The sequence below is a fragment of the Campylobacter sp. CN_NE2 genome (genome assembly GCF_027797465.1).
In the GTDB taxonomy this organism is placed as follows: Bacteria; Campylobacterota; Campylobacteria; order Campylobacterales; family Campylobacteraceae; genus Campylobacter_B.
Genome location: NZ_CP115608.1, coordinates 1,372,773 through 1,387,965 on the forward strand (window position 1 = coordinate 1,372,773; position 15,193 = coordinate 1,387,965).

Below are 15,193 nucleotides of genomic sequence, written 5' to 3' on the forward strand. Positions count from 1 at the left end.
AATTTTTGGTAGAATACAAGAATTTAAAGAGTTAAATTTAAGGTAAAAATATGAAAAATTTAATAATAGTGGAATCTCCCGCAAAGGCAAAAACGATTAAAAAATTTTTAGGCGATGAATACGAAGTAATCGCCTCAAAAGGGCATATTAGGGATTTGCCGACAAAAAAATTTGGTATAAAAATCGATGAAAATCATTTTGAACCACAATATGAAATCAGTAGCGACCACGCTGCGGTTGTAAAAGAGATAAAAAATTTAGCAAAACAAAGCGATCAAATTTACCTTGCAACGGACGAAGATAGAGAAGGAGAAGCAATAGCCTATCATATCGCCGTTTCTATCGGCAAAAAACCGGAATCCTTGCCACGCATTGTTTTCCATGAAATCACAAAAACTGCAATCCAAAACGCCTTAAATTCGCCACGCAAACTAAATATCGATAGCGTAAATGCTCAACAAGCAAGGCGTTTGCTAGATAGAATTGTTGGTTACAAACTAAGTCCGCTTTTGAATTTAAAAATCCAAAAAGGGCTAAGTGCAGGGCGTGTGCAAAGCGCAGCTCTAAAAATCGTAGTAGATAAAGAGCGCGAAATAAAGGCCTTTAAACCTGTTGAATATTATAGTATCGATGCGATTTTTAAGAAAAAACTTGAAGCCGAATTAGTTAAATTTGACGGCGTTAAAATGGAAAAACTAAGCGTAAATTCTGCTAAATTTGCCGATGAAATAGTTAAAAGCGTTGAAATAGAGAAATTTAGTGTTAGTGCGATTGAGAGCAAAGAACGAAAAACAAATCCTTATGCGCCGTTTATGACTTCAACCTTGCAACAAAGCGCTAGTTCAAGTCTTGGTTTTAGCCCTAAAAAAACGATGAGTTTGGCTCAAAGCCTTTATGAGGGCGTAAATACGAAATCAGGCGGTGCGATAACCTATATGAGAACCGACTCGCTAAATATCGCAAAAGAAGCCATTGCTATGGCAAGAGATTTCATAAAGAGCGAATTTGGCGATAATTACCTGCCAAAAAGCCCAAATTTTTATACAACTTCAAGCAAAGGCGCACAAGAAGCACACGAAGCTATAAGGCCTACTGATTTGAAATTTACGCCAGAGCTTGCGGCGGCGACTTTGCCAAAAGATGAAGCAAGGCTTTATACGCTTATTTACAACCGATTTGTGGCTTCGCAAATGACGCCAAGCGTGTCGCAAATTCAAACCGTAAATATTAAAGGGCAAAAAAGCGAATTTAGGCTAAGCGGTAGAAAGGTAAGTTTTGACGGATTTTACCGAATTTACGGGGATTTGGATAAAGATAGAATTTTGCCAAGCCTAAATATCGGCGATGAAATGAGCTTAGAAAAAATTTCTAGCGAACAGCATTTTACCGAGCCGCCTGCAAGGTATTCAGAAGCTAGTTTGGTTAAAAAGCTAGAAAGTTTAGGTATCGGACGGCCTTCTACTTATGCGCCGACGATTTCTTTGCTAAGTGCTAGAAAATATGTAGAAATCGAGAAAAAGCAGTTGGTTCCGACCGAGATTGCATTTAAAATCACGGAAATGTTGGAGAAAAATTTTGAAAATATAGTCGATAGCGAATTTACTTCAAAAATGGAAGAAAAACTTGACGATATAGCCGAAAATAAGGCAGATTGGCAAGAAATTTTATCTGATTTTTACTATCCTTTTATAGAAAAAATAAGCGAAGGAAAAACAAATATCGCTAGTCAAAAAGTAGCCATCAGTATCGGCGAAGCATGTCCTGAGTGTGGCGGAGATCTGCTAAAACGAAGTGGTAGATTTGGCGAATTTATCGCTTGTTCAAATTTTCCAAAATGTAAATATTCAAGGAATTTAAAGAGCGAAAATGGCGATGAAAATAGTGCGACTGCCACAAAAAAAGTCGCCAAAGAAATCGGCGTAAAATGCCCAGAGTGTGGTGGCGAAATCGTGGAGAGATTTTCAAGGCGGGGCAAATTTTATGGCTGTAAAAGCTACCCAAAATGCAAATTTGTAAGCAACTACGAACCGACAAATTTAAAATGCCCTGAGTGCAAAAAATCGCATTTGGTAAAAAAAGAGCTAAAAAGCGGAACTTTTTTTGAGTGTCCGGCTTGTAAATTTAAAGAAAAACAAGATTAAAATATGCTAAAAATCGGCGTTATCTCGGATTCCCATCATCGCTCTGACATCGCAAAAAGTGCGATTGATTATCTAAAAGAAAAGGGCGTGGATTTGCTGCTTCATGCAGGGGACATCGTAGAAATTTCTACGCTAAAAGATATGCGAGATAGCGGAATTCCGTATAAAGCCGTTTTGGGAAATAATGATTCTTTTTTAAAAAGTTGCGAGAGTGAATTTGAAATTTATCCTGAGCCTTATGATTTTGAATTTAAAGATTTAAAAATTCGCCTTATGCACCACCCGTTTTATTTTGAAAATTCGGCAAATTTAACCATTTACGGGCATACGCATTTTTTTGCCGGTGTTTTAAATGGTGCAAATTTAACGCTAAATTCGGGTGAAATTTGTGCTAGAAAAAAACCAAAACACGAATTTGCATATATCGAATTTGATGAAGCTAAATTTAGAGTTTTTAAGGTTGAAAAGGACTTCGGCGAGAAATTTTGGAACCAAAGGGAAATTATTTTATGAGCGAAATTTCCATTTTATTTAGCGTTGCTTTGATTATTTTTCTCTCTCCTTATGTCGCAAAAGTGATAAAAATTCCCATTTCTCCGACTGAAATTTTGCTTGGTATGATTTTTGGTTTTTTTGGCTTTTTGCCACAAAATGAGCTATTTAAATCAGTTTCAGAGATAGGATTTTATTATATGATGTTTTTGGCAGGAACTGAGGTTGATTTAAAAATTTTCCTAAATATAAAACGAGAAATTCTAAAAAAAGTGCTTTTATTTTTGGCAATTTTATATTTTTTAACTATTTTATTGGTTTTTGGCTTTAATTTGGAGCAAATTTTTGCCATTGTAATCCCTACGATGAGTATCGGTTTGCTTTCTACGCTTTACAAAGATTACGGCAAAAACGAAATTTGGCTAAATAGAGCAATGCTAATAGGCATTATCGGCGAAGTTATCAGCATTGGCGTCATCACTATCGGCGCGATTTACCTAAAAAACGGCTTTGGAAGCGATTTGTTTTTGCATATTTTTGCACTTTGTGCGTTTTTGCTTATGGCGACTTTTGTTTTCAAAGGGTTAGAGACGCTATTTTGGTGGTATCCGAATTTAAAAACAATCATTATGCCAAAATATGACAAAAATGAAAAAGATATTCGTTTTGCGGCGGCGATTTTGTTTTTTGTAGCAGGAATTATGCTAATGTTAGACCTTGAAATCGTCATCGGTGCATTTATCGCAGGAACCTTCATACCGACATTTTTCGAGCATAAAAAAGATTTGCCACAAAAATTATCGGGTTTTGGTTTTGGATTTTTGGTACCGATATTTTTCATCTACACAGGCTCTGTTGTGGATTTGCGTTCGGTTTTGCTTCCGGGAGTTTTACCAAATATCGTTATAATCGTTGTTTCAATGTTCGCATTTAGATTGATTGCTTCAAGCGTTTTTCTAAAAGAATTTAAATTAAAAAATACGATTTTAACTTCTTTAAGTCTTTCTATGCCGCTAACTTTGGTTATAGCAACAGCTACAATCGGAAAAACACTTGAAATTATAAACAATGAAATTTATTATGCTTTGGTTTTATCAAGTATTTTTGAAGCCGTTCTTTCGATGGTTTTAATCAAATTTGTATTTAATTTAAAAAAATCTTAAATTTTTATTTCTGATTTTAAGCCCCTTCGAATTTTAATAATATTTTCGCTACAATTTCAGAAAAAATTTGAAAGGATATGATATGGCAGAAAATTCCGTAACTCTAACCGATAATCGTAATGGTAAGTCATATAATTTCCCGATATTAGACGGAAATTTAGGACCTAGTGTTGTAGATATTTCTACATTTTATAAAGATACAGGAATGTTTACTTTCGATCGTGGTTATACTTCTACTGCGATGTGTCGAAGCCAAATAACTTATATCGACGGCGAAAAAGGCGAACTTTTGCACAGAGGATATGATATAGCGTGGCTTGCCGAAAATAAAATTTTCTTAGATGTGGTTTATTTGCTTTTAAATAAAAGACTTCCGAATTCAGACGAGCTAAAAGAATTCAAAACCGAGTTAAAAACTCGCTGTTTTATCAATGAAAATATCTTAAAACTTTTTGACGCATTTCCTGATCGTGCCCACCCTATGGCAGTTTTACAGGCTTGTGTGGCAACGCTTAGCACATATTATTCACGAGATATGAATTTTGACGATCCAGTTGAATATATGGAACTTGCAAAAAGATTAGTTGCAAAAATGCCTACACTTGCAGCATTTTATTATCGCCACTCACGCGGTTATCCGCAAATTTATCCTGATCTTGATCGCGGATTTACAGAGAATTTCCTTTATATGATGAGATCATTTCCGCACTCTCGTTTTGAATTAAGACCAATCGAAGTTAAAGCTTTTGATACCGTGCTTATGCTTCACTGCGACCACGAGCAAAATGCTTCAACCACGACGGTTAGAACGGTCGGATCAACGCATTCGCACCCGTATTCTTGCATTAGTGCGGGTATTGGCGCACTTTGGGGACATGCGCATGGCGGTGCTAATGAAAGCGTAATTCGCCAACTAGAAATGATAGGAAGTGTCGATAATGTCGATAAATATATCGCAAAAGCAAAAGATAAAAACGATCCGTTTAGACTAATGGGCTTTGGACACAGAGTTTATAAAAACTACGATCCGCGCGCAAAAGTACTTAAAAAAATGAGAAATCAACTAATCGATGAAATCGGCATTGATTCAAATTTAATTAAAATTGCAAATAGAATTGAAGAAATCGTGCTAAATGACGATTATTTCGTTTCGCGCAACCTTTACCCAAATGTTGATTTTAACTCAGGTCTGATTTTAAAGGCGCTAAAAATCCCAACGGAGATGTTTGCGGTAATTTTTGTTATGGGAAGATGTCCGGGGTGGATTTCTCAATGGATGGAACTAAAAGAACAAGATACTATAAAAATCGTTCGCCCAAGACAACTTTATGTCGGCCCAAAAGATATAACTCCGAAAAATTAAGCGTTTTGCCGAATTTGCAAATTTGCGAATTCGGCAAATTCTTTCAAAATTTATAAATCAAATTTATTGTAAAATCCAAATTTTAAAAGGATAAAAAATGCAAGATTTACTAAATTTGGCAGTTATGGCTGCGAAAGATGCCGGCAAGGAAATTTTAAAACATTATGAAAAATTCGAAATTTACGAAAAAGAAGATAAATCTCCGCTTACGACGGCAGATTTGGCTGCAAATGAGATAATTTTAAAAATTTTAGGCAAAAGTGGGATAAAAATTTGCTCCGAAGAGAGCATTTTAAGTGCCGATGAACGCAAAAATACCGAAATGTTTTGGCTTGTTGATCCGCTTGACGGGACAAAAGAATTTATTGCACAAAATGGCGAATTTTGCGTTTGTATTGCTTTGATAAAAGCCGGACGGCCGATTTTGAGTGCGATTTATATCCCCGTAAGTGATGAGCTTTTTTATAGCAAAGGCGAAGGCATAGTCTATAAAAATGGCGAAATTTTGCCCAAATGCGATAGGACACCAAATTTGTTTTTACTTGGAAGACACGGAAATTCGGCAAAAAGAACAGAATTAGCTAACAAATTTGGCTATGAATTAAAAAGAATTGGTTCGGCGATTAAATTTTGTAGAATTTGCGAAAACAAAGCAGGTGCGTATTCTAGGCTTGGTCCGTCTTCGCTTTGGGACATCGCTGCGGGGGATTTTTTGGTTACTCAAAGCGGCGGTGTGATAATAGATTTAAAAACGCGTGAGCTACCAAGATACAACAGCGAGAGCCTGATAAATAATCCTTATTTAGTCTTAGATATAAATAATGTCAAATTTTTGGATGAAATGCTTAGAAATTTATAAAATTTAACATTTTTAAAAAAAAAGTTGTATAATATGTAAGCAAAATTTTTTTAACAAAGGTTAAAAACATGAAAGCTTTTACAATGATTGAATTGATCTTCGTGATCGTTATCTTAGGGATTTTGGCGGCAGTTGCCATACCTAGACTAGCAGCAACAAGAGATGATGCTGAGATAGTCAAAACAGCAAATAACATAAGGAATGCTGTTCAGGATGTTGGTGGCTATTATATCTCGCAAGGAAAATTTAATTCAAATATTTCTTCTATGACAAATGTTTCAAATCCTATACAAATAAAAGGCGAAACTTGTGCAGAATTTACATATAGAGATATTAATGAAACTATTCTTACTATGCATTTAAATAATGGTTTATGCAGTAAAGTTTGGCAAAACGGAAGTTTGAGAAATTTAGAAAACATGCTATTTTCTGATGGCATTATATTTGTAGAAACACGAAATTAATAAATGCGGGATTTTCACGCATTTATTAAAATCTATTTCTCATTAAAATTCCAAACAGAATTGTTAGTGCAAATAAAATTGCTATTACAAAAAATAGTATAAATGAGCATTCGGCAAGATTTATCAATCTCATTTGCGGCACTAAGTACCAGCCGTTTTCATAGAGTTTGACTAAAACTTCTTGCGTAGCATCGAGTTTTGCGCCGTTTGGCACAACAGGCATATCATAACCACAGTCTCCCAATGGCTTGAAAATCGCAGGAAAAATCTCATGCAAAGGCAAATTTAGTATAAATTTTGGTTCAGCCGAACAGCCTTGGATTCCAAACATATCTCCGCCGTGAAGTGCTTTGTGGATGGCATTTAAATGAAGTGCAGAGCTAATTCCTAAAATCACACCATAAATTCCAAAAACAAATCCTAAAATTTTTAAAAAGATATTTTTTGGATTAATGGCTGCAAAAATCGCACCAAGGGCTATCACACAAAGTGCAAAACGCACATAAACGCATTGCTCGCACGGCAACATAAAAAGATATTTTTGGAAAAAATAGTGCGAAAAAAACACACAAAAGCCCGAAATTATCGCCAAATAAATCCAAAAATCCCGTCCATTTTGCCAATTTCCGATTTTAATTAGTATCGCTTTTAAGCTCATTTTAATCCTTTAAACTTAGTTCTTTAACAAGCTTATCCATATCTTCAAAACTACGCAAAGAGCTTGTTTTTATAAGATATTTTCCGTTTATCACAAAGGCAGGAACGCCTAAAATTTTTGCGATTTCATAGGCTTTTCCGTTTTTATCCAGACCCCAAGAATTTAGAATTTCGCTAACGGCGGTGCTGTTATTTTCAAATTTAAAATTTGATATTTGCGAATTTGCCAAAGCGGTTTGCAAAAAAGCATTTTTTCCGTTTTCATCAGCCACACCGCCCCAACGCTCTTTTTTCTCGTGATATGCCGTAAAAATTGCCTTTTTGGCTCTATTAAATTCGGAAAGCTCATCAAATAAATCAACACTTTTATTATTGTCATAAGCTATCAAATTTGCAAAAATTTCACTTCCTAAAACCCCAAATTCGCCCCTAGTTGCTAAATGATAAGGGATAAATTTCAAATTTGTATTTTCACACATTATTTTTTTGATAACTTCATCAAATTTATAACAAAACGGACAATCGTAACTAAAAATCTCAATCAGCGAATTTTCGGCATTTTCAATCGGATTTTCAAGCACGATATAGCGTTCATCTTGCTCGCAAAATGCAAAAGAAAAAAGGCAAAAAACCGCACAAATAACTTTTAAAAAACTCTTTTTCACAATCAATCCTTCGATTAAATTTCCGTATTTTACAATAAATTCATAAACGATAAAAATAAATTGTTACAACTTGTTACAAATTTAAAAAGTTATTTTTAGACAAATTTTGTATAAATTTAGCAAATTTAGCATTTAAATTTATAAATTTATATTGTTAAAATTTATCCAATATAGCGACTTTTTGCTAAATTTGCAAAGCAGTATTTTTAAAAATTAATATCAATTTTTGTAAAAAATCGCAAATAAATTTTTGCTGAAAATTAAATTTTTTAAGCCAAAAATAATTTTGAAACATTAAAATTTTAAGATTGCTAAAAAATTTCAAAAAAGGTGCTTGTAATGGCAAAAAAATTTATCGATGTCATGGATACGACTTTCCGTGACGGGTTTCAGTCTGTTTTTGGTGCAAGAGTGCTTATGCAGGATTTCCTGCCCGCGGTGGCTGCCGCAAAAGAAGCAGGAATTAATCACTTCGAATTTGGCGGCGGAGCTAGATTTCAAAGTTTATATTTTTATCTAAATGAAGACGCTTTTGATATGATGGATAAATTTAGAGAAATCGTCGGTGAAAGCGCAAATTTGCAAACTTTATCAAGGGGCGTAAATACCGTTACTCTTGATACAGGAAGTCGCGAAATCGTCGATCTTCACGCAAAACTTTTCAAAAAACACGGCACGACTACCATTAGAAACTTCGATGCGCTAAATGATGTTGAAAATTTGCGTTATAGTGGCGAGAGAATCAAGGCTCACGGCGCAAAACACGAAATCGTAATTACTATGATGGATCTTCCGCCAAAATGCGAAGGCGCCCACGATACGGCATTTTATGAAAAAACTTTGCGTCAAATTTTAGATAGCGGAATTCCTTTTGATAGCCTTTGTTTTAAAGACGCAAGCGGCACAAGTAGCCCTGAAAAAGTATATCAAACCATAAAAATGGCTAGAAGATTGCTTGGCGAAGATATGCACATAAGACTTCACACACACGAAACAGCCGGCGTTAGCGTGGCTTGTTATTTAGCAGCACTTGAAGCAGGAGTTAGCGGAATCGACCTTGCAGCTCACCCTGTAAGTGGCGGAACGAGCCAACCTGATATTTTAACTATGCTTCATGCAGTAAAAGGCAAAAACTACGATCTTGGCGGACTTGATATTGAAAAAGTTTTAATTTACGAAGAGACACTTTATGATTGCTTGAAAGATTATTTTATGCCACCGGAAGCTACGCAAGTAAGCCCGTTGATACCATTTTCGCCTATGCCGGGTGGTGCGCTAACGGCAAATACGCAAATGATGAGAGATAATAATATTTTGGATAAATTTAACGCCGTTATCAAGGCTATGCGTGTGGTAGTTGAAAAAGGCGGATACGGCACGAGTGTAACACCTGTAAGTCAATTTTACTTCCAACAAGCATTTAATAATGTAATGTTTGGCGACTGGAAAAAAATCGCAGACGGATATGGCAAAATGGTGCTAGGATATTTTGGTAAAACTCCTGTTGCGCCAGATCCTGAGATTGTAAAAATGGCTAGTGAGCAACTAAAACTAGAACCGACAACGCAAAATGCGATTGATATAGCCGATAAAGATGAGAAAAAATCTATCGCCTATGCAAAAGCCGAGCTTGAAAAAGAAGGTATTGAAGCAAATGAAGAAAATATTTTCATCGCTCTTGCTTGTAAAGAAAAAGGAATTGCTTTCTTAAAAGGCGAAGGCAAGGTTATGGTTCGCAAAAACTCAGATATGCCAAAAACAGCTAATACGCCTAAAAAAGGCACTAGAAAATATAGCGTCTTAGTAAATGGAAATAAATACGAAGTCGCGCTAAACGGCGATGAAGTAAGCGTAAATGGTAACAAATACGAAGTGGCTGTTGGCGTAGGTGAAAATAATTATCCACAAATCAAAAAAGTAGAAGCACCAAAAGCACAAGCCCAAAGTGAAGCACCAAAAGCCGTTTCTAGCGGTAATGGAAATGAAATCGAAGCAACACTGCCAAGCAATGTCTTTAAAATCGTCGTAAAAGAGGGCGAACATGTAAAAGCAGGGCAAACCGTGGTAATACTAGAAGCCATGAAAATGGAAATCAACATAGAAAGCCCACGAGACGGCGTGATAGCTGAAATTTTAGTCAAACAAGGCGAAACCGTAGATAGCGGACAGGTTTTGGCTAGACTTCAATAAAATCATAAATTTGGGGGAATTTTTTAATTTCTCCAAATTTTTACTTTTCTGCATCGTAAATTTAATAATAATTCTTATCTATAAAGTTAAAAAAAGCATTTTTTAGCTATAATCATAAGTGGATTTTTTGAATTTTGTCTGAATTTTTTGACGAAATTCAATCTCTTAGCAAATTTAAAGGAAATTACGATGATTAACGACTTGGACAAGTTAGGCTTGGAAGGCGTGAAGGAAGTTTATTATAACCTAAGTTATGACGAACTTTTTGAGCATGAGGTGCGAAATGATGAGGGCAAGGTTAGCTCAAACGGAACCTTTATGGTTGATACCGGAATTTTTACCGGACGAAGCCCAAAAGATAAATATTTCGTCAAACAAGACCCTAGCCAAAAATACATAGCTTGGGGAAAAATCAATCAACCTATCACAAAAGAACTTTTTGAAAAACTTCTAAAAAAAGCAAAAACGCAACTTTCAAATAAAAATATCTATATCCAAGACGCATTTTGTGGATCTAGCTTAGAGAGCCGAAAAAGCGTTCGTTTCGTAACAGAAGTAGCGTGGCAAGCGCACTTTGTAAAAAATATGTTTATCCGCCCAAGCTCTGATGAGTTATCAAATTTTCACCCGGATTTCGTCGTTTATAACGCTTGTAAATGTGAAAATGAAAATTATGAAAAAGACGGATTGAACTCAGAAGTTTTTGTTATTTTTAATGTCGAAGAAAATGTTGCGGTTATCGGTGGAACATGGTATGGCGGAGAGATGAAAAAAGGAATTTTTTCTATGATGAATTATTGGCTTCCGCTTCAAGGCAAAATGTCAATGCACTGCTCAGCAAATGTCGGCAAGAACGGCGATACTGCACTATTTTTTGGGCTTTCAGGAACCGGAAAAACAACACTTTCGACAGATCCAAACAGAGCGTTAATCGGCGATGACGAGCATGGCTGGGACGATGAAGGCGTGTTTAATTTTGAAGGCGGTTGCTACGCAAAATGTATAAATTTAGACCCTGCTAGTGAGCCTGAAATTTACGCTGCTATCAAAAGAAATGCACTTTTAGAAAATGTCGTTTATGACGAACACGGGGTTGTAAATTATGCTGATTCATATAAAACCGAAAATACACGCGTTAGCTATCCGATAGAACACATTGAAAATCATCAAAAAAGTCTAAAAGCAGGACACCCAAAAAATATCATTTTCCTAAGCGCTGACGCTTTTGGCGTTTTACCGCCTGTTGCGAAGCTTACAAAAGAACAAGCGATGTATTATTTCCTAAGCGGATATACTGCCAAAGTCGCAGGAACTGAACGCGGTATTACCGAGCCTGTGGCGACTTTTAGTGCTTGCTTTGGTGAGCCGTTTATGCCGCTTCACCCAACCGTTTATGCAAAACTTTTAGGCGAGAAAATCGACAAACACGGCGTAAATGTATATTTAGTAAATACAGGTTGGAGTGGCGGAGCTTATGGTGTTGGCAAACGCATGAGCATAAAGGCAACTCGTGCTTGTATAAATGCAATCCTTGATGGAAGTATCACAAAATGCGAATTTGAAAATTTTGAAAAATTTAATTTAGCTGTTCCAAAAGAGTTAGCAGGCGTTGAGACAAAACTTCTAAATCCGGCTAACACTTGGGAAAATGCTGATGAATACGCAAAAACTCGTGAAAAACTTGCGAAAATGTTTGTAGAAAATTTCAAACGCTACGAAGATGTCAAAGAAGGAATAGAATTTGCAAAAGCGGGTCCGAAAGCTTAGATTTTTTTTGCTTTTGGGCGCTGCTTTTTTGCTTATTTCTTGCGAAAAAGCCCCAGATAATCTTAAAGAACCGCTTGAATCAAAAAGCGGTTTTTTAGTTTATGATGAACCGCTTAATTATCTAAATAATCTTCGCATAAAATCAGGACTTAACCAGCTAAAACAAAATCAAATTTTAGATCTTGCCGCGCTTAATCACGCAAAATATGTTGTTGCAAATTCAGTTATGTCGCACGATGAAATTCAAGGAAAAACCGGTTTTACAGGAGAAAATCCAAGCAAAAGAGCTGAGTTTGTAGGGTATAATTCAAGCGTTAGAGAAAATATATCTTTTAATGCCGATGATTTGCAAAGTGCAATTGACGGGCTTATGAGTGCGATTTATCATCGCTTTGCATTTTTGGATTTTGAAATCGATGAGGTCGGCATTGCCTACTTTAAAAACGAAAAAGACGCCAGTTACGCCTTTGAAATGGGAAATTCATCGCTTGAACGATTTTGTAGCGCAAACAAAAACGACGAAGGCAACGGCAGATTTATACTTGGTATGTGCAAGGATAAAACGCTAAAAATGAAATCCGATAAATTTGAAATGGCAAATAGATTAAATTCCACGCCGTTTGTTTATTTTCCAAATTCGGAACCCCAACAAGCTTTTTTTAGCAATGAAATTCCAGATCCTATTCCGGAGTGCAAAATCACGGCAAATCCGATAAGTATCGAATTTAATAAATTTGCTAAGCCCGTTAAAATGCAAAGTTTTAAAATTTACAAAAACGGCGTAGAAATCACAGATACAAAAATTTTGGATAAAAAAAGCGATCCAAACGGCATTTTAAACGACCGCCAGTTTGTGCTTTTTAGTAAAAGCATTTTTGAATTTGACGCGGAATACGAAGCCAAATTTAGCTACACGCAAGATGGAGAAAATAAAACTCATGCGTGGAAATTTAAAACTTCCACACCAAAAAACAACTATTTTGTAGCCAAAGATGGCGATAATTTGGGCGTTATGCCCGATATTTATTATGATATTTTTATCGCACCAAAAGATTGCAATGACTTGCTAAGTTCATATAAGGCAAGTTCTTCATTTATGAATAAACCTGAAATTTCAAATCCACATGCAAATACTTTGCGAGTTAAACTTAGTGGCGCAAAAGGTTCGAAACTAAAAATTACGACAAATGACGGCAAAGTTATCAATGTGTTTTTAAAAGAAAAATCAAAAAATTACAAGCAAGATCCGCTCATCTACGCTGTGGGCGGTATAATTTTAGCTATAATTATATTTTATTTTTTAGCAAGGAAACGACGATGAAAAAAATGTGGGAAGGCAGATTTAGCGAAGCTAGTAGCGAACTTTTAGAAAAATTTAACGCTTCGATTGAATTTGATAAAAATTTATATTTTGAGGATATTACAGGCTCGATTGCCCATGCTACGATGCTTGGTGAGTGCGGGATTATAACAAAAAATGATAGCAAAAAAATCATAAAAGGTTTAGAGCAAATTTTAAAAGAGTTTGAAAACGGCAAATTTGAGATAAAAATCAGCGATGAAGATATTCACATGGCGGTTGAAAAACGCCTTGGCGAGATAATCGGAGCTGAATTTAGTGGAAAACTTCACACAGCACGAAGTAGAAATGATCAGGTTGCAACCGATTTTAGGCGATTTGTGCTTCGCTCAAATTTGGAAATTTCAAAACTTTTGCTAAATTTAATCACATCTTTTAATGAAATCGCAAAAGCAAATTTAAACACGCTAATGCCCGGTTACACGCACTTACAACACGCTCAACCGGTAAGCCTAGCACAACATTTAATGGCGTATGCGTTTATGTTTAAAAGGGATTTTGATCGCCTTATTTCAAGTTATGAGCGAAATAATTTCTCTCCTTTGGGAAGCGCAGCACTTGCAGGAACGCCACATAATATAAATCGCAACCAAACTGCCGAGCTTATGGGCTTTAAAGCGCCTTTGTCAAATTCTATGGACGGCGTTAGTGATAGAGATTTTGCGTTAGAAATTTTATTTAACATAAGCGTTATTTTTACGCACACTTCAAGGCTTTGCGAAGAGCTTATTTTGTGGAGTTCGCAAGAATTTGGATTTATTACGATAAGCGATAAATTTAGCACAGGTTCAAGCATAATGCCGCAAAAGAAAAACCCAGATGTCGCAGAGCTAATTAGAGGCAAAACGGGCAGAGTTTATGGAAATTTAATGGCACTGCTAACCACGATGAAAGCCCTACCTTTGGCGTATAACAAGGATATGCAAGAAGACAAAGAAGGCGTTTTTGATAGTGTAGAACAAGCTAAAAATTCGCTTATTATTTTAAATGAAATGTTAAAAACAACCAAATTTAACGAAGAAAATATGCTAAAAGCAACTAAAACAGGGCATTTAAGTGCGACTGATTTAGCTGATTTTTTGGTGAGAGAAAGAAATGTGCCGTTTAGACAGGCTCATTTTATCACAGGAAAGTGCGTGGCAAGGGCTGAAAAACTTGGCATTGATTTAAGCGAAATCAGCCTAAAAGAGCTTAGAAAAATTTACGCAGATTTCGATGAAAGTGCCATAGAAGTGCTAAATTTAGCCAACTCAAAAGAAGCTAGAACTTCGCTTGGCGGCACGGCAAATGCAAGTGTGAAAACACAAATCAAAGAGATAGAGAAATGGCTAAAAAGCAAAGCCTAATCTATCTTATCTCAAATACGCCTTGTAGCGATGAACGCATAGCACATTTGCAAGTTTGCGAAATCAAATTTTTTGAATTTGCAAACTTGGGCGAATTTGATAGTATTGTTATAACTTCGAAAAATGCGATAAAAGCTTTGGAATTTAACCAAATTAGCTTAAATTTAAACACACAAATTTACGCTATCGGCGAAGCTTCCCATAAAGAAGCTAAAAAATTTGGATTTAAAAATATATATTTAGCCAAAAACTCGCACGGAAGCGAATTTGCGCGTGAAATTTTGCCGTTTTTAAAAGGAAAAATTTTGTATTTAAAAGCCAAAGAAACCGTTTCAAATTTGGATAAATATTTGCTTCAAAACGGCGTAAATTTAAGCGTTATTGCAGCCTATGAAAATGTAGAATTAAATTTGCCAAATTCAGCCAAACCGCCAAAAAACTCGGTTTTAATCTTTACTTCCCCAAAAAATGTTCGCTCTTTCGTGCGAAATTTCGGTTGGGACGAAAGCTACAAGGCAGTTAGTATCGGAAATACAACGGCACAAATTTTAAAAGATTTTTGCGAACCTAAAATTTGCGAAATTCAGTCGATAAATTCGGCAATAAATCTTGCTTTACTAATAGTTTAAGTATTTTTTTAATATAATTATCTAACGCCTGAGTGATGCGACAGCGTTTTTATGAGGGTCCAACATAATTGTGATAGCGACGATGTGAAAAAGTCCG

Annotated in this window: 13 protein-coding genes; 11 read left to right on the forward strand and 2 right to left on the reverse strand. The window is 35.7% G+C overall.

What is annotated here, in order from left to right; genetic code table 11:
- Window positions 1-50: 50 nt before the first annotated feature.
- The 6 genes from topA to PF028_RS06970 all read left to right on the forward strand — a co-directional run bounded on the left by topA (window position 51) and on the right by PF028_RS06970 (window position 6,482).
- On the forward strand, window positions 51-2,141 hold the full coding sequence (topA, locus tag PF028_RS06945; protein ID WP_270860474.1) for a type I DNA topoisomerase: 2,091 nt from the start codon (window positions 51-53) through the stop codon (window positions 2,139-2,141).
- 3 nt (window positions 2,142-2,144) lie between these two features.
- Window positions 2,145-2,654, forward strand: a complete 510-nt coding sequence (locus PF028_RS06950) for a YfcE family phosphodiesterase (RefSeq protein WP_270860475.1) — start codon at window positions 2,145-2,147, stop codon at window positions 2,652-2,654.
- Window positions 2,651-3,796, forward strand: a complete 1,146-nt coding sequence (locus PF028_RS06955; RefSeq protein WP_270860476.1) for a cation:proton antiporter — start codon at window positions 2,651-2,653, stop codon at window positions 3,794-3,796. The genes PF028_RS06950 and PF028_RS06955 overlap by 4 nt, the downstream gene beginning before the upstream one ends.
- Window positions 3,797-3,878: 82 nt before the next feature.
- The gene (locus tag PF028_RS06960; protein WP_270860477.1) at window positions 3,879-5,159 is read left to right on the forward strand and encodes a citrate synthase; all 1,281 of its coding nucleotides are present in this window, start codon (window positions 3,879-3,881) and stop codon (window positions 5,157-5,159) included.
- A 97-nt stretch (window positions 5,160-5,256) separates the two neighbouring features.
- The gene (locus PF028_RS06965; RefSeq protein ID WP_270860478.1) at window positions 5,257-6,018 is read left to right on the forward strand and encodes a 3'(2'),5'-bisphosphate nucleotidase CysQ family protein; all 762 of its coding nucleotides are present in this window, start codon (window positions 5,257-5,259) and stop codon (window positions 6,016-6,018) included.
- Between the two features lie 68 nt (window positions 6,019-6,086).
- Window positions 6,087-6,482 (forward strand): type II secretion system protein, encoded by a 396-nt coding sequence (locus tag PF028_RS06970; protein WP_270860479.1) that lies wholly within the window; start codon window positions 6,087-6,089, stop codon window positions 6,480-6,482.
- Window positions 6,483-6,507: 25 nt separating this feature from the next.
- On the opposite strand, the gene dsbI is transcribed toward PF028_RS06970, so the two are convergent.
- Window positions 6,508-7,140: a protein-disulfide oxidoreductase DsbI gene (gene dsbI, locus PF028_RS06975; RefSeq protein ID WP_270860480.1), complete on the reverse strand. Its 633-nt coding sequence runs from the start codon at window positions 7,138-7,140 to the stop codon at window positions 6,508-6,510.
- Window position 7,141: 1 nt separating this feature from the next.
- Window positions 7,142-7,804 carry a thioredoxin domain-containing protein gene (locus PF028_RS06980; RefSeq protein WP_270860481.1) on the reverse strand — a complete coding sequence of 221 codons (663 nt, stop codon included), beginning with the start codon at window positions 7,802-7,804 and terminating at the stop codon, window positions 7,142-7,144.
- Window positions 7,805-8,143: 339 nt separating this feature from the next.
- Between PF028_RS06980 and PF028_RS06985 the strand changes: the two genes are divergently transcribed.
- The 5 genes from PF028_RS06985 to PF028_RS07005 all read left to right on the forward strand — a co-directional run bounded on the left by PF028_RS06985 (window position 8,144) and on the right by PF028_RS07005 (window position 15,096).
- Window positions 8,144-9,994 (forward strand): biotin/lipoyl-containing protein, encoded by a 1,851-nt coding sequence (locus PF028_RS06985; protein WP_270860482.1) that lies wholly within the window; start codon window positions 8,144-8,146, stop codon window positions 9,992-9,994.
- A gap of 192 nt (window positions 9,995-10,186) precedes the next feature.
- Window positions 10,187-11,761 carry a phosphoenolpyruvate carboxykinase (ATP) gene (pckA, locus tag PF028_RS06990; protein WP_270860733.1) on the forward strand — a complete coding sequence of 525 codons (1,575 nt, stop codon included), beginning with the start codon at window positions 10,187-10,189 and terminating at the stop codon, window positions 11,759-11,761.
- Window positions 11,736-13,082 carry a CAP domain-containing protein gene (locus PF028_RS06995; RefSeq protein WP_270860483.1) on the forward strand — a complete coding sequence of 449 codons (1,347 nt, stop codon included), beginning with the start codon at window positions 11,736-11,738 and terminating at the stop codon, window positions 13,080-13,082. Before pckA ends, PF028_RS06995 begins: the two co-directional genes overlap by 26 nt.
- The gene (gene argH / locus PF028_RS07000; protein WP_270860484.1) at window positions 13,079-14,467 is read left to right on the forward strand and encodes an argininosuccinate lyase; all 1,389 of its coding nucleotides are present in this window, start codon (window positions 13,079-13,081) and stop codon (window positions 14,465-14,467) included. Before PF028_RS06995 ends, argH begins: the two co-directional genes overlap by 4 nt.
- Complete coding sequence (locus PF028_RS07005; protein ID WP_270860485.1) at window positions 14,446-15,096, forward strand: uroporphyrinogen-III synthase; 651 nt, start codon at window positions 14,446-14,448, stop codon at window positions 15,094-15,096. Before argH ends, PF028_RS07005 begins: the two co-directional genes overlap by 22 nt.
- Window positions 15,097-15,193 lie beyond the last annotated feature (97 nt).